Here is a 20,066-nt window from a genome sequence, read left to right as displayed (position 1 = left end):
TTCCTTAAGCGAGCGGGCGACACGCGCAGTTACAGTACGCGACCAGATCGCCCAGCGTGGGGATGCCAGCGTTCCGCAGACGCTGCGAGACCATCGGCCGCAACCGCATGCCGACGGCGTGCTTGGCCGCTGGTGTAGCCGCGGCCAGTTCGGCGGCCTGCTCGATCATTTTCAGCGTTACGGCCGTCAGCCTTGACCTGCCGTGCGTGCGGGTCGAGGCACGTAGATGCTCGGCCAGGCGCCGAACCAGATACCTGGCGACGCACGTAATCAGGCCACGACGATATGGAGTTTGACAAAAGTACAACCCAACCCGATTCGCGGAGACATCTTGCGGCAAATGAGCCAAACACACAACCTGTTATGGGCCGACTACGTGCTTACATCGCTGACCAAGGAAATTGCGGCACATGGAATCGAACGCGCAGCCGTCACTAGCGACAATCGATTTGCGTTTAGTAGGAGACAGCGTGCAAAACACCAAAGTGAATGTCGGCATGAGCGGTCGCCACTGGCAAAGCAGCAAAGACGCTTCATTGTCAGCAATCCAGATTGTGAGGTTGAAGGGCCGAAGTTGGCCGACCTCTGCCTGACAGCGATCGGCTGCACGACTTTTGTCGTTCGTCGTGGTTGAAGAGGGAGGTCTTCAGCGCAGGTTGAAACCCGCCGCGAGTAACCGTCTTCGCTGGCTACGTGTTGCCAGACCACCGGCCGCGCGTCGCAATCAAGGCATCGCCGGAGCACAACCGGCACCGGTGAGCGCGAACGTTCGATATCGCACGGATTGTTCGAAAACTAAGGAGGACACTGGAATGGTGGCCGTTTTGAAGCGGCGATGCAAGCCAACGAACCAGTGCATTAACTGTCTGCACGAAGGACCCGATCAACAATACACCGCAGGTCGCTCGGCTGCGCGAGGTAGAAACCAAAGGCGAACGATCCCATGCCCAAGATCTTTTTCGAGTCGCCTGGTAAAGCCCCTGTGTTGACTACTTCTCTTGACGACGAATACACGATCACGGTCACGCGCCCGGAGGACTGTGCGTGTGTGTGGATGACGAAGCACGAACTCGTCGGGCCATGTGCCTGCGTGAGAGACCGCGAATACGTCGCAAGGCTAAAGTTCCTGCGCAGCAACGACTCGAAGCCCGCGGGCAGATGCGATTGGTGGAATGACTATCGCTCCCATTCGCCGGAGTCTTCTCGAATCGAAGCCTGCGCTATAGACGCAACTCAGCTATATCTGACTGTGCGAGAGCAGCCGCGGCCGGGTCGAGCCACTTTCTCTTCCACCGCGATGCAGTAACGTCGATCTCTTCGAGCATGAGACATCTGAAGCAATAAACCGGACAACACGGGTCGACAATCCAATCAGGCGGCGTCTGGATGGCTTCCAATCTCCTGTCGCCGAGACGAGGTTCTTTTGAAGGCAGATCTAACAGAGATGAACGTAGCATCGGAAACCGGATCCATCCCGCTTTGCCGAGGTTCGGCAAATCCAGCCCCGAGCTTGTTTCCGATAGCATGCCTACGCTCACCTGATAAGGCGCCACGACACGCCCAACCAACGCCAAACGCTTCTTCGAAGAAAGGCCGCTGCGCTGTCGGCCAAAGTTTGCGAGTCGGAAGCATGTTGGCGGGCGACACGCTTGAGATGTGAGGTATCGATGAACTCGTCATCGTTCCCAATCCAGCATTTGGTTGCGTCGATCAGAATCGTTGACTTGGCGCCCGTCAAAGCACCGCTCACCTCAAGAACATCCGCACGATCCAACGTCGCGCGAGATGTGATGGTTTTTGGCTTTGACGACGGCAGGTTTCAGAGCGCGACACAACCCGTGCCTGCTCCCGCTGCTCAACCTTATAACTAAAAAGTTTGGAGGAATTGCAGAATGGACCTTTTTGATACAGCAATCCAGACTTTCCTGACGCACATTGCTTTGAGTTACGCCATGTTGAACCACGCGATAAGAGTCATCGCGGACCTATACACATTCAAAGGTTTGGTGCTCATGCCCGTATTGTGGTGGATATGGTTCAAGCCGAGCCAGCGTGGCGAATGGGAGCGTGAAATGGTCGTCGCGACGATCGCGAGCGGCCTTCTTGCGCTCGCAATATTCAGGATTGTTGCCCATTATTTGCCATTCCGTATGCGGCCTCTCTTTAATCCTGAGCTGCACTTGAATTTTCCATCGGGTGGTCTGGAAGCGGCCGTGCTGCCAGCGTGGAGCTCCTTTCCGAGTGACCACGCTATGCTGTGGATTTCGGTTGCAACTGGCATCTGTATGGTTTCGCGCGGCGTCGGCATGCTCGCACTTTTATACACCGCGATCTTCATATGTCTGCCGCGCGTTTATCTCGGCTGGCACTATCCGACCGACATACTCGCGGGGGCGGCGATTGGAGCGACCATCACCTGGATAATGACTCGGGACGCCGTGAGAACGCGTTTTTCAGTGCCGATTCTGGGCTGGATGCACAGATTTCCCGGGCCCTTTTATACCCTGTTGTTTGCTTTGTGTTTTGAACTGGTGACCCAGTTCAACGAGTTACTAGTTCTGGGGCGGTCGGTATTACAAGGCCTATGATTATGCGGGAAAGCGCGCGCGCCGCGCTGAGACCGATCTCTGTCAGGTCTGTTGCAGTAGGTGAGGTTGTGATACACCCGTTGCGCCAAACTCCGGGGCCTGACAGTTCACAATGGCACGTTGAATTCGAATGCGTTGCATGTGAATGTTATTCCCGGGTACAGCGCCAGCGTCCGGATGCGACGCGACGCCGGCGCTCGCTGCAGCGATCACCCCATGCGCGCGGCGTCGATGACCGCGTCGGCGAACGCTTTCGGCGCTTCCTGGGGCAGGTTGTGCCCGATACCGTCGGCGATGTTCCGGTGTACATACTTGCCCGTGAACTTCTTCGCGTAGGCAGCCGGCTCGGGATGCGGCGCGCCGTTGGCATCGCCTTCGAGCGTGATGGTCGGCACCGCGATGGTCGGCGCGCTCCGTGGCGAAATAGAACTGATACCACCATGCAAGCTCTGCCTTCGGTGGAAGCGGCACGCTGCCGGCGGCCTGGTTGCCGATCAGATAGCCGCTCACCGAGACCATCGCCTTGCACCGTTCCGGCCAAACCGCGGCGATGATGTTGGCGGTGCGCGCGCCCCAGTCGAACCCACCGAACACGGCCTTTTCGATCTTCAGCGCGTCCATCAGCGTGACGATGTCAGCCGCGAGGACGGCTTGCTGCCCGTTACGCGGAGTATCGGCGGACAGGAAGCGCGTCGGGCCGTAGCCGCGCAGATACGGCACGATCACGCGATAACCCGCGGCGGCGAGCAATGGCGTGACTTCGGCGAAGCTGTAGATGTCATAGGGCCATCCAACAGGATCACGACCGGGCCGTTGCTCGGTCCCGCTTCCACATAGCCGACGCTGAGTGCACCGACGTTGACCTGGCGAATAGCGTCGAATGATGCGACGCGCGCAGGGATCCTGGTGTTGATGTGGTTGGTGTTTCCGGCCGATTGCGCGTTGGCAAATTCGCTGAGGCCGAGTTCCAGCAGGCCAATGCCTGCGATAGTCGTCTGCAGCGGGCGGCGACGGCGAAGATTCATTTCGTCCGGCATGGCTTTATCTGCTTTGAGATTGTATCGATCGGTATTCGCTGCGCGGCGGGTAGCATGGGTGACTCTTTGTCGATTCGAGTCATGATGAAGTCCTCGCCGCGGTGGCATCAGTGATGCGAGTAGGTGGAAAAAGGATCGCGGCCCGCGAGCCGTGTACCCGACTGCGATGTCGTATCGGGCATGCCGCCGAACGCCCGCGTGCCGTGATCGGCGCTGGCCTGATCGATGGCGATGGTCTCGCTATTCAGACCGCGTTGCTACGCAGGCGCGCCTGCGATCGGGTCGTAGTGCGGGGCCGGACCGAAGCCGCTGCTGGCGAAGGCGGGGCCCGTAGCAGCTGCACTGGCTGCGATGAGGAGGGCGGCGATGAACTGCTTGTTCATGATGGAACCTCGGATAAATATGTCAATGAGCAGGTTTCAGCTTCCGCGATAGAGCGTGCGGAGACTGGCGAGCTGGCCGTCCTGCTGCGCCCGCACCAATTCGTGGCGCGCGTCGGCACGCGTCTTCGGCGACGCGCCGACGTGGTTCGAACCGGATTGCTCCGTCTGCGCGACAGTGGGGGGCGTGGCGCTCTCGGTGGCCAGAGCCGCGCCCGAAGCGGTGAATGCGGCAAAAGTCAAAGCGATGATCGAAGTTTTCATGCTGTTCTCCTTGAAACGATGAAGGGCTGGTAAACGCCCGGGACACATTGGACTCGTGGCAGCTCATCGCAATACCGGGCGCTTTATGTCAGGAACGCGTTGAAATGTGGACCCTTGAAGTCGGCTGCTGCCGCGCATTCGTGCGACAACAGCCGGCGGGACCTCATAGCTGTTTGCGCAGCGGCCTGAACGCCGCGCGGAGCTCCTCGGCGTAGAGCTGCGGTTGTTCCCATGCTGCAAAGTGGCCGCCTTTGTTGACTTCGTGGAAATAGGTGAGCTTGGGATAACTGCGCTCGGTCCAGCTGCGCGGCGCCCGATAGATCTCGCCGGGAAAGACCGTCACGGCAACGGGGACCGAAATCTCGGCTGTCTTCTGCTCCACAGCATTGAAGTTGTTGTTGTTGTTCTCCCAGTAGAGCCGCGCCGACGAGGTCGAAGTGTTCGTCAACCAGTACAGCGTGATGTCGTCGAGCATCTGATCCCTGGTGAGTGAGCGTTCCGGGTCGCCACCGCTATAGGTCCAGGCCGCGAACTTGTCGTACATCCAGGCTGCCTGACCCGCAGGCGAATCAGCCAGGCTGTAGCCCTCGGTTTGCGGGCGAGTGACCATCATGGCGGCATAGCCGCCGCCCTTTTTGTACAGGTTGGCGAGTGATTCATACGCTGCCTTTTCCGCACTGGACAGCCCGGCCGGCGCCGGTTCGCCATTGTTGAGCGCCTTCGCGACCTCCGGTGGCACTGTCGCAGGCATATTGACGTGAATGCCCAGGAGGCCTGGGGGAGCCTGACGCCCCATCGCGTCCGCCACCACCGAACCCCAATCGCCGCCTTGCGACACATAGTGCGTATATCCCAGACGCTTCATCAGAACGTCCCACGCCCGGCCGATGTGATCGGGATCCCAGCCAGTGCCGGTCGGTTTGCCGGAGAAACCGTAGCCGGGCATCGCGGGGATGACGACATCGAAGGCGTCCTCCGCACGGCCGCCATAGGCCGTAGGATCGGTGAGCGGACCGATGGCCTTTTCAATTTCGAGGGGCGAACCAGGCCAGCCGTGAGTGATGAGCAGCGGCAACGCGTTCGGGTTGCGGGATTTCACTTGGATGAACTGGATATCGACGCCGTCGATCGTGGTCACGTACATCGGCAAGGCGTTCAATCGTGCCTCCGTCTTGCGCCAGTCGTAGTCCGTGCCCCAGTAGTGCACGAGGGCCTGGATCTTCGCCTCCTGCACACCCTGGCTTTGATCAGCGACCGTCTCCTTATCGGGCCACCGCGTCGCCGCGATGCGGCGGCGGAGATCGACGAGTGTTGCGTCCGGAACGTGAACGTGGAATGGGCGGATCGAGTCGTCTTCAGCCACCACGCCCGGGTTCGCGGAAGGCTGATCCACGACCGAAGCGGCTTGAGCATGACTGAAGGCGGAGCCCACAGAAAGGGCAAGTGCGCTTGCGATCGAATAGGCAAGCAAGCTGCGCCGGGTATGCGCGGCTGAAACTATGGACATGGTGATACTCCGTTGAGTACGAGTGAGCAGCCTTGCGGCGTCCACGGCTACGTGGAGCGGCTGCGTTAGCGTGTCGGGCGTCATTCGGGCGTTCGTTTCTATGCGTCCTGGACGGTTCGTTCGTCCTCGGCGGTATAGCGACGCGCAGGCTTGCTGGATGACAGTTCCCCGGACATTGCCTGGCGCGCGGCTTCGAAGACGTCCCACTTCGCACCGTCGTGCAGGGACGGAATCGTGACCAGCTCGCCTCGCTCGAAGCCGACGAGCGCCGCATCGACCATGTCGTCTGCGGACATGACGATGGCCGGATCGAGGTTCTCGATCGGCAAGCCGCCGCTCTGCCAGAAATCGGTGGCCGTGGCGCCGGGCAGCACTGCCTGGACCTTCACACCCTTGATGGCGAGTTCGTGATGCAGCGACTGGCTGAAGGCAAGCACGAAGGCCTTGGTGCCGCCATACACACCGTTCAGGCGCTCCGGCGCGATACTGACGATCGACGAGATGTTGATGATCGCGCCCTTGCCACGCGAGACAAAGCCTGGCGCCGCGGCATACGTGAGGCGGGTAAGTGCGTTAACGTTCAGGTCGATCATCCGCGTCATCGCGTTGACATCGCTGTCGAGCAATGGCGTATGCGTGCCGACCCCTGCGTTGTTCACGAGCAGCGTAATGCTGGCGTCTTCCTTCAGCTTCGCTTCCACCGTAGCGCGTGAAGCCGGATCATTGAGATCGGCGTCGATGATCTCGACGGACCGGCCGGTTTCGTTGGCGATGCGCCCGGCGAGACGGATGAGCCGGTCGCGGCTGCGCGCAACGAGGATCAGATCATAGCCACGCTTGGCGAGCCGCTCGGCATAGACCGCGCCGATGCCCGTGGACGCGCCCGTAATGAGCGCGGTACCCTGATATGCCTGCATCATGATGGACTCCTGTTGAATGTTCGCTTGTGATTGCGTGAACCTATTGTGGTCCGGATTAGCCACGACTCAAATGACGTATAGGGTCATGATTTAGGACATGCGATTTCCAGCATGCTTTCGCAGCGGGTGTTTGACCTGATGAATAGCGGAGGGCTACATGCACCGGATCGGATATTTGTTGAGCGATGGCTTTCAGGTGATGGCGCTCGCGTCACAGTCGGTTTTCGAATACGCGAACGTTGCGGCGGGCGAAACCTTCTACACGATCGAAAACTTCTCCGTGGCGGGCGGCGAGGTGCGCTCTTCGCTTGGTATGTGCGTCGTCACGCGCCCCTTCAGGGGACGCGTCGCGATAGACACGTGGATCGCGGCGGGTGTCAACGCACCACTCGCCTCGCCTCCGTCCGCCGAAATGCTCGCCTTCCTGCGCAAGGCGGCTACGCGTGCGCGACGCATTGCCGGCATCTGTACAGGTGGTTTCGTACTGGCTGAAGCAGGCCTGCTCGCGAACCGGCGCGCGACGACGCATTGGGCCCATGGGCGCGCGATGATGAGCCGGTTTCCGGACATCCACATCGAAGAAGACCGCATTTACATTGTCGATGGGCCGATCTGGACCTCGGCGGGTATGACTGCCGGGCTCGACCTTGCGCTTGGGATGGTCGAGAAAGATCTCGGCGCCGACGTGGCGCGTTCGGTCGCACACAAGCTCGTGATGCATCAGCGGCGTGCGGGCGGCCAGTCGCAGCATTCGGAAATGCTCCACTTGGCGCCCAAATCGGACCGCATCCAGGACGCGCTGAACTATGCACGCACGAACCTGAGCCGGCCGCTCACCGTCGAGGAGCTAGCGAGTTCGGCGCATCTAAGCCCGCGGCAGTTCAGCCGGGTGTTCACTCTGGAGACCGGACAGTCGCCCGCGAAGGCGATCGAAGGGTTGCGGCTCGAAGCCGCGCGGTTGATGATCGAGAAGAGCCGGCACTCGTTGGAAGTGATTGCGAGAGAGACGGGGTTTCGCGATCGGCGGCATATGCGCGAAGCGTTCATGCGCGGCTTTGGCCTACCGCCGCAGGAAGTGCGGCGTGAGGCTCGTGCCGGTGACCGGATCGGTGTTTAGGCGGGTGGGAAAGCGTGTCCACTTCGTCATTGGATTTCGGCTTGCGCAGATAACAGGCGGAGACTTTCTGCCGACAACCTCGGCGGCCGCGCCTCCCTTTAGCGCCTTCGTGCGGCTGCTCCATTTTGATCGAGCCAGCGACCGGGCTGGACGCGATAGTGGTGCGCGAAGGCAAGAACATTAAAGGGCTGGTTGTCGCGTTCGTGTTCGGAACCGTCGGCAGGCACATTCTGGAAAGGGCCTTTCCAACAGCAGCAAGGCGGTCGAAGCCAGGAATAGCGCAGCGAGAAGAGAATGCGACAGTGCTGGTTGATTGCGTGCATGGGGCATGTCCGCTTGACTTCGGAATCGGCCATTGCTTAGCCGACGAATCGGATGCCCGCTTCACGCCCTGAGTCAGTCCGTCAAGCTTTTAGAAGGGGGGCGAAGCTCAGCCAGCCAGTCTGGCGGCAAAGTCGCGGTACGAGTGTAGCGGGCGACCCAGAATGCTGGAAAGACGCTCGACGTCGCCGGCTCCCGGCACCATGCCGTCGCTGACGAAGCGCTCGGCCATTAGCCGCATTTCATACGCCATCCACTTTGGCAGGAAGTTCGCCAGATTCTGCTCGAATTGGGTGGGATCGTCCCCGCCGTAGGCAACCGGACGGCCAAGAAGCTCTGACCAGATGGAGGCGAGCTTCGAACCCGTCAACGTGTCAGGCCCGACGAGGTTGATGATGTCGACGGGCAGTTTGCCAGGAGCCTGATCTCGACGCAACAGTTCGATCGCCGCGACCTCCGCAATGTCGCGGGTGTCGACCATCGCGACTCCCTTGCTGCCAATGGGCATCGGGTAGACGCCATGATTGACGAGAACGTCCTTGATCATCAGATCGTTATCCATGAAGTACGCCGGACGCAGGATAGTGGCGCTGAAGCCCATCTGTTCGATCATCCGCTCGGCGCCGAACTTCACTGCAAAATGCGGCACGTTCACGAAGCGCTCGGCGTGCATGACCGACAGGTAGACCACGCGCTCGACGCCCGACTCGCGAGCGACGTTGAGCGTGATGAGCGCCTGGGTGAATTCGTCGCCTGCCACGGCGTTGAGCAGGAACAGTGTGCGGACGCCGGCGAATGCTTTGCGCAGGGAGTCGATATCGAGCATGTCGCCCTGTACGACAGCCACTCCGGCAGGAAAGTCGGCCTTCGAGGGATCGCGCACGAGCACGCGCACGTCGGCTCCGCGGGTGGCAAGCTGATCGACGACCTGGCGGCCGACACGGCCAGTGGCACCGGTAACGAGGATAGTCATGGTGTTACTCCTTAGGTTGGGTTGGGATGCCTCCAAGGTAAGTGATCCATGCCCGGTCCGGAAGATGCTATAAAGAGACGGGGTATCTCACTGGTGGAACGCATGGATCTTCTTGCTCTCGCTGATTTCAATCTCGTCGCTCGTCACGGAAGCTTCGGCGAGGCTGCTCGTGCGGCCGAGCGCCCGAAGGCGACGCTCTCACGCAGGGTCAGCGAACTCGAAAACAGCCTTCATGTCAGGCTGTTTGAACGTGGACCGCGCGGATTGAAACTCACCCAGGAAGGACGTGCCCTCTACGAGCGGACGGGTGCGCTCCTCGCCGAGCTCACCGAGAGCGCTGCCGCCATCACATCAGGGAGCGAACAACCACGCGGTCGACTACGCATCAGCGCGCCGGCGCTCTTTTCCCATATCGCAATGGGCAAGCTGGTCGCCACGTTTGCGCTGAAATATCCCGAGATGCGGCTGGAAGTCACGACGGAAGATCGGCCCGTCGACATGATTGAGGAAGGGTACGACCTCGTGATCAGGGTCAACCCCGATCCGGATGAGAACCTGATCGGACGGGTGTTCCTGCGCGACCGGCTGGTCGTCGTGGCCAACCCGGATTTGGCGCGACCGACGGATGCGTCCAGTGTTCCGGCTGTCCTTCGCGCGAGACATGATCGGATTGCTTTCTGGGATGTCACAGGTTCCGTCGGAAAATCGCGCATATCGATCGAGCCGGTTGCTCACCTGTCGTCGCTGATCATGGTTCGCGATACAGTGCGTCTCGGCGTTGGTGCTGCTTGCCTGCCGGTATCGCTGGTGAGCCATGACCTCGCGGCCGGCAGACTTGCACACTGGGGTGAGCTGGACGGCCCTGACATCGCACTATGGGCGCTTTATCCTTCGAGACGCTTGCTAAGCCCTCGCGTTTCCGCCTTTCTCGATCACATCAAGGAAGCTTTTCCGACAGGAAGACCTGAGGAATTGGCTGGATATGTGGGAGAACCGTGAGACCGGTGCCGACCGCAGCGGTATCGGCGGTGCGAGCCATTACGCTTCCCCGAAACCGCCGCCACCCGGCGTTTCCACCACGAACACGTCGCCCGCGGCCATCTCGACGCTCGCGATATGGCCCAATGCGACGATCTCGCCGTCCGCGCGCTCGACGCGATTGCTGCCCCGCCTTCCCGCGCGTCCACCTGCCGCGCCGAAAGGCGCGTGAATGCGGTTGTTCGAGAGAATCGACGCGGTCATCGGCGCGAGAAAGCGGATGCGCCGGATCGCGCCGTTACCGCCGCACCAGCGTCCGGCACCGCCCGACTCCGCGCGGATCAGGTGCGACTCGAGCCGCACGGGATAGCGCCATTCGAGCACTTCGGGATCGGTCAGGCGCGAGTTGGTCATGTGCGTCTGTACCGCGTCGACGCCGCAGAAGCCATCGCCCGCGCCGCTGCCGCCTGCGATCGTCTCGTAGTACTGGTAGCGCGCGTCGCCGAACGTGAAGTTGTTCATCGTGCCCTGACTGGACGCGACGATGCCCAGCGCACCATACAGCGCATTCGTAATCGCGGACGATGTCTCCACGTTGCCCGAGACCACCGCTGCCGGATAGACCGGATTGAGCATCGAGCGGTCCGGGACGATCACCGTGAGGGGCTTCAGGCAACCCGCGTTGAGCGGGATGTCGTCGCCGACGAGCGTGCGGAACACATACAGCACGGCTGCCATGCAGACCGCCTTCGGCGCGTTGAAGTTGTTCGGCAGTTGCACGGACGTTCCGCTGAAGTCCACGGTCGCACTGCGCGTCGCGGCATCGACGCGAATGGCGACGTCGATCACCGCGCCGTTATCGAGTTCGTAACGGTACGCGCCGTTCTTGAGAGCGCCGATCACGCGGCGCACCGCTTCTTCGGCGTTGTCCTGCACGTGCTGCATGAAGGCGAGCACCACGTCGCGGCCGAATTGCGCGACCATGCGGCGCAGCTCGTCCACGCCCTTCTGGTTCGCTGCGATCTGCGCGCGCAGATCGGCCATGTTCTGTGCGACGTTGCGTGCCGGATAGCGGCCGGACGCGAGCAGCGCGCGTGTTTCGGCGTCGCGCAGCACGCCCGCTGAAACAAGCTGCCAGTTATCGACCAACACGCCTTCTTCTTCGATATGCGACGAAGCGGCTGGCATCGAACCGGGTGTGATTCCACCGATATCCGCATGATGGCCGCGCGAGCCGACGTAGAAGAGCGGCTCGGCCGACCCGTCTGCGAACACGGGCGTGATGACGGTCACGTCGGGCAAATGTGTGCCGCCGTGATACGGGTCGTTGAGCATGAACACATCGCCGTCGCGCATCGCGCCGCGATTTCGCTCGATGACGGTCTTGATGCTCTCGCCCATCGATCCCAGATGCACGGGCATGTGCGGCGCGTTCGCAATCAGATTGCCAGCAGCGTCGAAGATCGCGCACGAGAAGTCGAGGCGCTCCTTGATGTTCACCGAATACGCCGTGTTTTGCAGACGCAATCCCATCTGCTCGGCAATCGACATGAACAGATTGTTGAATATTTCGAGGCGCACAGGGTCGGCCTCGGTGCCGATCGAGCGGCGCGTGGGCAGCGGTTGCACGCGCGTCATCACTACGTTGCCTTGAACGGTCAGCACCGCCTGCCATCCTGGCTCGACCACGGTCGTGCCGTTCTTTTCGGCGATGATCGCCGGGCCGTCGAGCGTGTCGCCTGCGCACAGCGTTTCGCGCTGGTAGAGCGATGCGTCGTGCCAGCTACCGCCCGAATACATGCGCACAACCGACTGCGCATGGGCCGCGTCGCCCGCCGCGCGCTGCGGCAGGCTGGCGGCATCGACTGGCGCGTCGGAATGGCCGATCGCTTCGACGCAAGCGAGTTCCGCGACGAGCGGCGTATCTGCCATCAGAAACGCATAGCGTTGACGATACCCAGCTTCGAAAGCGGCGCGCATCGCATCGACGCTGCCCGCTGGCACTGCGAGCGACGAATCGGTGCCCTGATAGCGCAGATGGACACGTCGCTCGGTCGTGATACGCGCGGCGTCGACGCCCTGTGCGAGCAGTGCGCTGGTGGCATCGGCCGCGAGCGCATCGAGCGCGGCTTCCAGCGTCGCAAGCGATGAGTCGTCGAGCGAGATTTCGAGCGCTCGCTCGCGCATCGCCGTCTGATCCGCGAGGCCCATACCGTAAGCGGAGAGCACACCCGCAAGCGGATGCGCGAACACCCGCGTCATGCCGAGCGCGTCGGCCACACCGCACGCATGCTGGCCGCCCGCGCCGCCGAAAGTCGTCAGCACATACTGCGAGACGTCGTGGCCGCGTTGCACTGAAATTTTCTTGATCGCGTTAGCCATGCTGCCAATGGCGATCTCCAGGTAACCTTCAGCGAGCTCTTCTGGTGTGCGACGCTGACCCGTAGCCGCGAAAATCTCATCGGCGAGTGCCCGAAAGCGTTCAGCGACGACCTCGCGATCGAGGGGCTCGTTCGCGTTCGGACCGAAGACGCGCGGGAAATAGTCCGGCTGAATCTTGCCGAGCATCACGTTGCAGTCGGTGACCGCGAGCGGTCCGCCGCGCCGGTACGCCGCTGGACCCGGATTGGCGCCCGCCGAGTCGGGGCCGACACGCAGCCGGGCGCCGTCGAAGCCGAGCACCGAGCCGCCACCTGCCGCCACCGTATGGATGCTCATCATCGGCGCGCGCATCCGCACGCCTGCCACCTGCGTTTCGAATACGCGCTCGAACTCGCCGTTGAAGTGTGAGACGTCCGTCGACGTGCCGCCCATGTCGAAGCCGATCACGCGCTCGAAGCCCGCTGCCTGTGCCGCGCGCACCATGCCGACGATACCGCCCGCCGGGCCGGAGAGAATCGCATCTTTGCCCTGAAATACATCGGCGCGTGTCAGTCCGCCGCTGCTCTGCATGAACTGCAGGTTCACGCCCGGCATTTCGCTGGCGACCTGATCCACATATCGGCGCAGGATGGGCGACAGATAGGCATCCACCACGGTCGTATCGCCGCGCGAGACCATCTTCATCAGCGGCGAGACTTCGTGGGAAACCGAGATCTGAGTGAAGCCGATTCGGCGCGCCAGATCCGCAAGCTCGCTTTCATGCGACGTGTGGCGATAACCGTGGATCAGCACGATCGCGAGCGCGCGGATGCCCTTGTCGTAGACCTCGCGCAGTGCGCGCTCCGCTGCCGCGCGATCGAGCGTCGCGATCACTTCGCCTTGCGCGCTCACACGTTCGTCGATTTCCACCACGCTTTCATAGAGCGCTTCCGGCAACGCGATGTCGAGATCGAACAGGCGGGGGCGGTTCTGATACGCAATCCGCAACACATCGCGCAAGCCTCGCGTGGTGACGAGCGCTACGGGCTCGCCCTTGCGTTCGAGCAGCGCGTTGGTCGCGACCGTCGTGCCCATTTTGACCATCTCGACGTCGCGCGACGTAATGGGTTCTCCGGCTCGCAGGCCAAGCAAATGGCGAATCCCGGCGACAGCCGCATCGCGATACTGCTCCGGGTTTTCCGAAAGCAGCTTGTGCGTGGTGAGCGTGCCATCGGGGCAGCGCGCGACGATATCGGTGAACGTGCCGCCGCGGTCGATCCAGAACTGCCATCGGGACGGTGTGCAAACATCGGAGGCGTAATCGTGCTTCATGGTGTCGTGGTCGTGATGCGAAAGTGGTAGTGGTGTGCGCAAGGTGAAAATCAGGCTGATTCGAGTTCGCGGCCGCGCGTCTCGGGCAGCGTCAGCGCGGCGATGATCAGTACGCCATACGCGGCCACGGCGAAAATCCCGATGCTCGTGCCCAGGCCGAAACGGCTCGACAGCACGCCGATCAGCACCGGAAACAGCGCCCCGATCGCGCGTCCGACGTTGTAGCAAAACCCCTGGCCCGAGCCGCGCACACGTGTCGGAAACAGTTCGGTGAGAAACGCGCCCATGCCGGAAAAAATGCCCGACGCGAAAAAGCCGAGCGGAAAGCCGAGCCACAGCATCGATGCATTCGTGAGCGGCAGCGAGGTGTACACGAAGGCAATCGCCATCGAGCCCACCGCGAACAAAATGAAGTTCGGCTTGCGGCCGATGCGGTCCGTGAGCCATGCGCTGCACAGATACCCCGCATACGAGCCCGCGATGATCGTCGCCAGATAGCCGCCCGTGCCCATCACCGTGAGATGGCGTTCGGTCTTGAGGAAAGTCGGCAGCCACGTCGTGATCGCGTAGTAGCCGCCCTGTGCGCCCGTCGTAAGCAGTGCGGCGCGCAGTGTCGTCGAAAGCAGCTTGGGAGAGAAGATCTCAGTGAAGCGCGGCGTGTCTTGAGTGTCCTGCTGCTGAACCTTGGCCTGTTCGAATACTTCAGGTTCCTTCACATAGCGGCGGATCGCGAGCACGAGCAGGGCAGGGACGAGTCCGATCAGGAACAATGCGCGCCACGCGATTTCAGGCGCCACCACGGAGAACAGCACCGCGTAGAGCAGGGCCGCCATGCCCCAGCCGAGCGCCCAGCCCGACTGCACGAGACCGACCGCCTTGCCGCGGTCGCGCGCGCGGATCACTTCGCCGATCAGCACCGCGCCCGCCGTCCACTCGCCGCCGAAGCCGAAGCCCATCAACGCGCGAGCCGCGAGCAACTGGCCGTAGTTCTGCGCGAGGCCGCATAGGCCGGTGAACACGGCGAACCACAAGACGGTGAGTTGCAACGTGCGCACACGGCCGATGCGATCGGAAAGAATACCGGCAATCCAGCCGCCGAGCGCAGAGGACAGCAGCGTCAACGTGCCGATGAAGCCCGCGTCCGCGAGCGAGATGCCCCAGGTCGCGACGAGCGTCGGGATGACGAAGGAAAGCATCTGCGTGTCCATGCCGTCGAGCATGTAGCCGATCTTGCAACTCCAGAACGCGCGACGCGCGCGCGGACCGGCTTCGGCATACCAGGAAAGCTGCGGGCTTCCCGTTCCTGACTTCATGTCGGCGGCATCGTCTGCGCTCGCCGTGAGTGTCTTGCTGTCCATCTGCTGCTCCTATGGATAGACGCATGGGTAACGATCGAAGCCACGCACGAACGTAGGGATGCGTCATTCCCTCCGGGCCGCGCGGCCGCATGGCTTCAAGGTGCTGTGAATCGCTTGTTACGCGACGGCGCCGCGCGCGCCGCCGGGACGGTCAGAAAACAGCCAGCGACGCGTTGGTGATATCCGTCATCAGCATGTGGCCCGGCGCGTGCGCAACCGCGAGCGGCAGCTTCGCGGCCATCAGTGCCGTTTGCGGCGTCACGCCGCAAGCCCAGTAGACAGGCAGTTCGCCCGCGCGGATCGTCACCGCGTCGCCGAACTCGGGGCGCGCGAGATCGACGATGCCGAGTTCCGCTGGATCGCCGATATGCACGGGCGCGCCATGCACGCACGGAAAGCGGCTCGTGATCTGCACGGCACGGATCGCGTCGGCGCCGCGCAGCGGCCGCATCGACACGACGAGTTCGCCGCCGAACACGCCCGCCCGCTGGTTCGGTATGTTGGTGCGGTACATCGGCACGTTGCGGCCTTCTTCCACGTGGCGCAGGCCGATGGCTTCCTTCGCGAGCATGTGCTCGAACGAGAACGAACAGCCAATTGCAAATACAACGAAATCGTCCTGCCAGATTGCTTCGATCGATTCGACACGCTCGCTCAGGTCGCCGTCGCGATAGACGTTGTACGCGGGCACGTCTGTGCGGATGTCGATGTCGCGCCCGAGCATCGGCACGCGGAAGTCGCCAGCCTCGCCCACGCCGAGCAGCGGACATGGCTTCGGATTGGCATGGCAAAAGCGCAGGAAATCATGCGCGTGCGCAGCGGGCAGGATCGCGAGATTGGCTTGCGCGTAGTCGCCGCAATGGCCGGCCGTCGGGCCACGGAAGTCGCGGTGACGGACGGCCTGGCGGAATTCGAATGGAGTCATGGTCTTAGCGTGCTCTGGCGGTTGCATCGGTTTATCTGCGGTGGGCGATGCGTTTTGCCTACCGTCAGGCGAAGCATAGAAAAGAAGAAAATGTGACGCCAGCTAGTTTTCTTTGCCCGAGGTGGATAGAATTTCTTAACGGAATCGCGGGTTTTCCCGAGTCATGTTGAGATTTTTGGAGCGGTTGGCTCCCGTTGCATCGCCCACCTTTGGCTTATGAATACACGCTTCCTCGAAACCTTCGTCACGCTTGCCAAGCTGCGCAGTTTCCGCACTACGGCGACCGCGCTTCACGCCACGCCGGCCGCGATCTCGCAGCGCCTGAAGGCACTGGAAGACGAATTGCATACCGTGCTCGTCGATCGCGAGAGCCGCGAATTTCGGCTCACGCCGAACGGCGAATATCTGCTCGGCTACGCGAAGGCCGTGGTCGAGGCGACGCGCCAGTTGCAGGCCGCCGCGTCACATGAAGGCGCGATGCGCGGCAAGTTGCGACTCGGCGTGATCGAGACGGTCGTGCATAGCTGGCTTGCCGACTATATGCGGCGGCTCTCGAAGGACTATCCGCAGCTCGAAGTGGAGCTTGCTGTGGATGTCAGTGTGGTGCTGCAGCGGCGTCTGATGGCGGGCGAACTCGACCTCATCGTTCGCGTGGAAGGCAGCGACGAGGAATCGATCGTATGCGATGCGCTCGCGAACTATCCGGTGCACTGGATTGCGCGAGCGGGGCTGCTACCGCCTTCGCGCAGCGGACTCGCGAAACGCGTGCTGCGTCATCCGATCCTCACATTCGGGCGCGGGACGGCGCCTCATCGCGCACTGGAGGACATCGTCAGCAAGCTCGCGCTCGCCAACGGCGTGCCGCTCGCGGATACGCGCATTACGGGTTCACCATCGATTTCGGTGATCGTGCAACTCGTGCGCGATGGCTTCGGCGTGGCGGCAATTCCGCGTCTTTTCGTCGATGATCTGATCGCGCGAGGCGAGGTGGTCGAACTGCCGCTGCAGCCCTCGCCGCCGTCCATCGTGGTGTCGATGTCCCGACGCGCGGATGCGCCGCTTTTCGTGCACGGCGCAGCTAACGCGGCACGTGCGGCGTGTCACGAATACTGCGAGCAGGGAGACCGACGCTTGATCGAGCGGCTGTAGAGCCCGGCTCTTGCGAGTGGCGGATTCAACGGATCGAACATCGTACGAAAGCATGGATGAGCGTCTGTAGATGGCCAATGGCGCCGGCTGAGCCAGGAAAAGAACACGTGGCCCACGACAGAACGACGAACTGGGCGCGGGCAATGCACATGCGGGAGAACATAGGAGCGGTTCGCCATGCGAGGTTTCTCTGCCATCAGCGTATTCGATTGCCGCTGACTGCTCCAGTCATTGTCGAAGGAGGATCTGACCAGCACATGGCGTGCGTCGACCTGGGACCTGACGCCGGAATACGCGATCTGTAATAACGTGCGCGCCTATTTTCGCTATGCGCGCGGCTTCCGTTCAGGAGGTTATAACGGCAGCATATACGCAAAGCATAGTGTCCGCCGTTACGCCAGCGTATCTGACCGACTACGAAGTTGGCATCAAGAGCGAATGGTTCGATAAACGGCTAACGGCTAACGGCTAATGCAAGCATCTTCCATTACGACTACCGTGACATTCAGGTGTTCGCGCTCGCCCGACGCGTCAGAGCGTGCCTCAACTGTGGCAGTCGTGCTATACCGTGATGAAACTGCTGCCCACATGGAAGAGGGTGCTTGAGCGTCAATACGATTCATGGGAATCAGCGCACCGGGTAGTCGACACAGCCAAGCTCTCGGTTGTGCAGGCCGTCTAATCAATCACTCAAGACCTGCCGATATCAACGGGCGGCGCGGCGGTGAGCGATGCCTTGACCGGAGTCGCGTCCTCAGCGTCATGGGGCGTCGGACCGGCGAACGCGACCAGGCGCGACTGTCGCCCCTGATTTGGCGATTCTCGATTCCGCTAGCAGTCACGGTCTTTGCGTCCTATAACATTAAAGCAGCAAGGTCTTATTGGCTCGACTTTACAACGTCCTTTCGCCAGCGCACTTATTGCGCATCCTTCTGCCCCGCCCGGTACCAGCCTCGCGTCATTACCAGATAGTCATCGAATAAGTTCGGCTTTGGGCACAAACGGTGCCACAAGCCAACTTCGCATTTGCTCGGCCATACAGCGTCGGAGACGACGCTGTATGGCATTTGGCGGAGCGAAAGCAAGAATCAGCAGGGAGCGAGAAAAGGTCTATTGGTTGTTGCTCGAGTCTCGTTTTAAGCGGTAGGTGGGTCAGCCGAGGCCTCAATGCGACTTTTTTTCGGCAACTAAGTCGGAGCGCAGCCGGGGAGTGTCCCACCGCGGTTTATCGTCCGACCGCTTTGCCCGTGCCGTGATAGTTCCGGGGGGCCGCATTTGAAATAGCGGCTCTATTGGCCGGTTCAAGAAACCAAACCAATTGAACTTTGTGGAGTACATAGATATGAAACCGCTTAAAGTCGCGGCAGCTATCGCCGCGGTTCTCGCATTCGGATACATCCAGGCGCAAGATATGGCGCCTGCAACGCAGCCCAGAGGTCCCGCCGTGTCTTCGACAGACTCTGTGGGTGGTGTGACCGCCACGAGGAGCGACGCTGGCGCTCCAATGGGAAAGACCCGAGCCCAGGTCAAGCATGAGCTTGAGCAAGCACGCCAATCGGGCGAACTCGACCGCTTAAACGCCGAGTATGGTGGGCAATGAAGCAAGGTGCCTGCTCGCACCGCTCGGGTCTGAGGCTTGCCATCCTGGTCGTCATCTTTCATCTGCGGTCCTGGAAAATGGCAGGGATACTGTCGCGAGAGCGCGGACGATGAATGCGAAACCGAAGGCCCGAGAGTGGCGCTGAAGGGCGTGGGAAAATGATGGTGGCGTCGTCTGACGGGTTAAGCCTTGCGACCAGTCGCATGACCATATGCACTTTCAGTAGCCGGTGCCACCGTATTTCTCGCGCAACGCATTGCGCTACAGCACCGCGAGAGCGGCGAGCCGTCGTTGATCGCTGGCATCACACGCGAAATCATCGCAACCCACAACGTCGATCCTACGCGCGCGTATGTCGCGGGGATGTCCGCAGGGGCCGCAATGGCGGCGATCATGATCGCCGAGCCTCCCGAGCTGTATGCCGCGGCCGGTGTGCATTCCGGTCTTCCGGGTCGATGCGCGCACAATCTAACTTCGGGCTCGCGGCGAAGAAAAGCGGCAAATATGCCCGAAAGGCTGGCGCGGGCAACAGGGCACGGTCTTTTTTCCGAGGCGGCCTCAGGCCCCCACAGGTCCGGATGCAAGTGCAGAAATGCTGCGCTTCTTCCTTCATCATCCGCTTGGCAACAGTGTCGTCCTGTCTTGTGCTAACTGCGTTGCGACAACGTGGCGCCCGTTCTGCATATAGTGTATGTCGGCCATACAGGCACAGCGAAATGGTATGCCAATCCGTAAATCGATCGAGGCGTGCCGCTTCGCAGCTTCGAGCGGCGCATCCGGTCGTTGGATCGCTTCGTCCGCAAAACGGGCCGCCTCGTGGAACAATTACAAGATAAGTATTGACGCTGGTACCACCGGGCGGTTAGGCTGTCGTCTGAAGTTCAAGAAGTTCGATTGCTGTTCATCAATTGCTCGCTCCTCAGCGGTATTCGTTGTCCTCTCCCTCCTTGACTCTTCATACGCTCTTCAACGGAGCACATTTTCCCCATTTTTTTCAAGGATTCTTCATGGATACCGGTACCGTTAAGTGGTTCAACGACAGCAAAGGCTTTGGCTTCATCACCCCGGACAAGGGCGGTGACGACCTTTTCGCTCACTTCTCCGAAATCAGCGGCGACGGCTTCAAGACGCTGGCTGAAAATCAGAAGGTGAGCTTCGAAACGAAGCAAGGCCCGAAGGGTCTGCAGGCAGCTAACATCAAGCCGCTGTAAAGTTTGAAGAGCCCGGCGTTCCGCGACGGACGCCGGGTTGCAGCG

The 20,066-nt window shown here is 61.4% G+C and carries 17 protein-coding genes and 1 pseudogene; 8 read left to right on the top strand and 10 right to left on the bottom strand.

All coding sequences use genetic code 11. The features are described from left to right. Positions 1-4: 4 nt before the first annotated feature. Positions 5-169 (bottom strand): phage integrase family protein, encoded by a 165-nt coding sequence (locus tag OKW43_RS04105; protein WP_187633436.1) that lies wholly within the window; start codon positions 167-169, stop codon positions 5-7. Positions 170-226: 57 nt separating this feature from the next. Here OKW43_RS04105 and OKW43_RS04100 point away from each other — a divergent pair, with 57 nt between their 5' ends. Both OKW43_RS04100 and OKW43_RS04095 read left to right on the top strand, forming a co-directional pair. Next, positions 227-634: a hypothetical protein gene (locus OKW43_RS04100; RefSeq protein WP_187633435.1), complete on the top strand. Its 408-nt coding sequence runs from the start codon at positions 227-229 to the stop codon at positions 632-634. Between the two features lie 1,258 nt (positions 635-1,892). Beyond that, positions 1,893-2,588, top strand: coding sequence for a phosphatase PAP2 family protein (locus OKW43_RS04095; RefSeq protein ID WP_187633434.1), 696 nt, complete (start codon positions 1,893-1,895; stop codon positions 2,586-2,588). 209 nt (positions 2,589-2,797) lie between these two features. Here the strand turns inward: OKW43_RS04095 and OKW43_RS04090 are convergent. The 5 genes and pseudogenes from OKW43_RS04090 to OKW43_RS04070 form a co-directional block, all read right to left on the bottom strand. Continuing rightward, positions 2,798-3,625 (bottom strand): annotated as a pseudogene (locus OKW43_RS04090) (alpha/beta fold hydrolase). A 257-nt stretch (positions 3,626-3,882) separates the two neighbouring features. Further along, positions 3,883-4,008: a hypothetical protein gene (locus OKW43_RS04085; RefSeq protein ID WP_429445433.1), complete on the bottom strand. Its 126-nt coding sequence runs from the start codon at positions 4,006-4,008 to the stop codon at positions 3,883-3,885. Between the two features lie 36 nt (positions 4,009-4,044). Continuing rightward, on the bottom strand, positions 4,045-4,269 hold the full coding sequence (locus OKW43_RS04080; protein WP_187633432.1) for a DUF4148 domain-containing protein: 225 nt from the start codon (positions 4,267-4,269) through the stop codon (positions 4,045-4,047). Between the two features lie 163 nt (positions 4,270-4,432). Further along, on the bottom strand, positions 4,433-5,776 hold the full coding sequence (locus tag OKW43_RS04075) for an epoxide hydrolase family protein (RefSeq protein ID WP_429445430.1): 1,344 nt from the start codon (positions 5,774-5,776) through the stop codon (positions 4,433-4,435). A gap of 98 nt (positions 5,777-5,874) precedes the next feature. After that, the gene (locus OKW43_RS04070; protein ID WP_187633431.1) at positions 5,875-6,696 is read right to left on the bottom strand and encodes an SDR family NAD(P)-dependent oxidoreductase; all 822 of its coding nucleotides are present in this window, start codon (positions 6,694-6,696) and stop codon (positions 5,875-5,877) included. A gap of 157 nt (positions 6,697-6,853) precedes the next feature. On the opposite strand from OKW43_RS04070, the gene OKW43_RS04065 reads away from it, so the two are divergent. Further along, positions 6,854-7,813, top strand: a complete 960-nt coding sequence (locus tag OKW43_RS04065) for a GlxA family transcriptional regulator (RefSeq protein WP_187633430.1) — start codon at positions 6,854-6,856, stop codon at positions 7,811-7,813. 430 nt (positions 7,814-8,243) lie between these two features. On the opposite strand, the gene OKW43_RS04060 is transcribed toward OKW43_RS04065, so the two are convergent. Further along, a complete protein-coding gene (locus tag OKW43_RS04060) occupies positions 8,244-9,107 on the bottom strand; it encodes an SDR family oxidoreductase (RefSeq protein ID WP_429447323.1) in 864 nt (287 codons plus the stop codon). 102 nt (positions 9,108-9,209) lie between these two features. Between OKW43_RS04060 and OKW43_RS04055 the strand changes: the two genes are divergently transcribed. Beyond that, on the top strand, positions 9,210-10,106 hold the full coding sequence (locus tag OKW43_RS04055) for a LysR family transcriptional regulator (protein WP_429445427.1): 897 nt from the start codon (positions 9,210-9,212) through the stop codon (positions 10,104-10,106). 39 nt (positions 10,107-10,145) lie between these two features. Here the strand turns inward: OKW43_RS04055 and OKW43_RS04050 are convergent, their stop codons facing one another. The 3 genes from OKW43_RS04050 to OKW43_RS04040 all read right to left on the bottom strand — a co-directional run bounded on the left by OKW43_RS04050 (position 10,146) and on the right by OKW43_RS04040 (position 16,088). Further along, complete coding sequence (locus OKW43_RS04050) at positions 10,146-13,778, bottom strand: hydantoinase B/oxoprolinase family protein (RefSeq protein WP_187633427.1); 3,633 nt, start codon at positions 13,776-13,778, stop codon at positions 10,146-10,148. A 50-nt stretch (positions 13,779-13,828) separates the two neighbouring features. Then, complete coding sequence (locus OKW43_RS04045) at positions 13,829-15,136, bottom strand: MFS transporter (RefSeq protein WP_429445425.1); 1,308 nt, start codon at positions 15,134-15,136, stop codon at positions 13,829-13,831. A gap of 151 nt (positions 15,137-15,287) precedes the next feature. Then, complete coding sequence (locus OKW43_RS04040) at positions 15,288-16,088, bottom strand: putative hydro-lyase (protein ID WP_429445423.1); 801 nt, start codon at positions 16,086-16,088, stop codon at positions 15,288-15,290. A gap of 189 nt (positions 16,089-16,277) precedes the next feature. Between OKW43_RS04040 and OKW43_RS04035 the strand changes: the two genes are divergently transcribed. The 4 genes from OKW43_RS04035 to OKW43_RS04020 all read left to right on the top strand — a co-directional run bounded on the left by OKW43_RS04035 (position 16,278) and on the right by OKW43_RS04020 (position 20,021). Then, positions 16,278-17,210, top strand: coding sequence for a LysR family transcriptional regulator (locus OKW43_RS04035; protein WP_018422346.1), 933 nt, complete (start codon positions 16,278-16,280; stop codon positions 17,208-17,210). 1,342 nt (positions 17,211-18,552) lie between these two features. After that, the gene (locus OKW43_RS04030) at positions 18,553-18,810 is read left to right on the top strand and encodes a DUF4148 domain-containing protein (protein WP_429445420.1); all 258 of its coding nucleotides are present in this window, start codon (positions 18,553-18,555) and stop codon (positions 18,808-18,810) included. 291 nt (positions 18,811-19,101) lie between these two features. Continuing rightward, positions 19,102-19,461, top strand: coding sequence for a PHB depolymerase family esterase (locus OKW43_RS04025; RefSeq protein ID WP_429445418.1), 360 nt, complete (start codon positions 19,102-19,104; stop codon positions 19,459-19,461). 356 nt (positions 19,462-19,817) lie between these two features. Beyond that, complete coding sequence (locus OKW43_RS04020; RefSeq protein WP_012428559.1) at positions 19,818-20,021, top strand: cold-shock protein; 204 nt, start codon at positions 19,818-19,820, stop codon at positions 20,019-20,021. Positions 20,022-20,066 lie beyond the last annotated feature (45 nt).

The organism is Paraburkholderia sp. WC7.3g (genome assembly GCF_050436345.1).
GTDB lineage: Bacteria > Pseudomonadota > Gammaproteobacteria > Burkholderiales > Burkholderiaceae > Paraburkholderia > Paraburkholderia podalyriae.
Note: the sequence above shows the minus strand (reverse complement) of the source record. Positions and strands in the feature narration are given on the sequence as shown.

Excerpts from the sequence above, each read along its gene's own strand:
- OKW43_RS04105 (WP_187633436.1), bottom strand. The coding sequence starts at position 169 with ATGATCGAGCAGGCCGCCGAACTGGCCGCGGCTACACCAGCGGCCAAG.
- OKW43_RS04100 (WP_187633435.1), top strand. The coding sequence starts at position 227 with ATGCTCGGCCAGGCGCCGAACCAGATACCTGGCGACGCACGTAATCAG.
- OKW43_RS04095 (WP_187633434.1), top strand. The coding sequence starts at position 1,893 with ATGGACCTTTTTGATACAGCAATCCAGACTTTCCTGACGCACATTGCT.
- OKW43_RS04085 (WP_429445433.1), bottom strand. The coding sequence starts at position 4,008 with ATGAACAAGCAGTTCATCGCCGCCCTCCTCATCGCAGCCAGTGCAGCT.
- OKW43_RS04080 (WP_187633432.1), bottom strand. The coding sequence starts at position 4,269 with ATGAAAACTTCGATCATCGCTTTGACTTTTGCCGCATTCACCGCTTCG.
- OKW43_RS04075 (WP_429445430.1), bottom strand. The coding sequence starts at position 5,776 with ATGTCCATAGTTTCAGCCGCGCATACCCGGCGCAGCTTGCTTGCCTAT.
- OKW43_RS04070 (WP_187633431.1), bottom strand. The coding sequence starts at position 6,696 with ATGATGCAGGCATATCAGGGTACCGCGCTCATTACGGGCGCGTCCACG.
- OKW43_RS04065 (WP_187633430.1), top strand. The coding sequence starts at position 6,854 with ATGCACCGGATCGGATATTTGTTGAGCGATGGCTTTCAGGTGATGGCG.
- OKW43_RS04060 (WP_429447323.1), bottom strand. The coding sequence starts at position 9,107 with ATGACTATCCTCGTTACCGGTGCCACTGGCCGTGTCGGCCGCCAGGTC.
- OKW43_RS04055 (WP_429445427.1), top strand. The coding sequence starts at position 9,210 with ATGGATCTTCTTGCTCTCGCTGATTTCAATCTCGTCGCTCGTCACGGA.
- OKW43_RS04050 (WP_187633427.1), bottom strand. The coding sequence starts at position 13,778 with ATGAAGCACGATTACGCCTCCGATGTTTGCACACCGTCCCGATGGCAG.
- OKW43_RS04045 (WP_429445425.1), bottom strand. The coding sequence starts at position 15,136 with ATGGACAGCAAGACACTCACGGCGAGCGCAGACGATGCCGCCGACATG.
- OKW43_RS04040 (WP_429445423.1), bottom strand. The coding sequence starts at position 16,088 with ATGCAACCGCCAGAGCACGCTAAGACCATGACTCCATTCGAATTCCGC.
- OKW43_RS04035 (WP_018422346.1), top strand. The coding sequence starts at position 16,278 with ATGAATACACGCTTCCTCGAAACCTTCGTCACGCTTGCCAAGCTGCGC.
- OKW43_RS04030 (WP_429445420.1), top strand. The coding sequence starts at position 18,553 with ATGAAACCGCTTAAAGTCGCGGCAGCTATCGCCGCGGTTCTCGCATTC.
- OKW43_RS04020 (WP_012428559.1), top strand. The coding sequence starts at position 19,818 with ATGGATACCGGTACCGTTAAGTGGTTCAACGACAGCAAAGGCTTTGGC.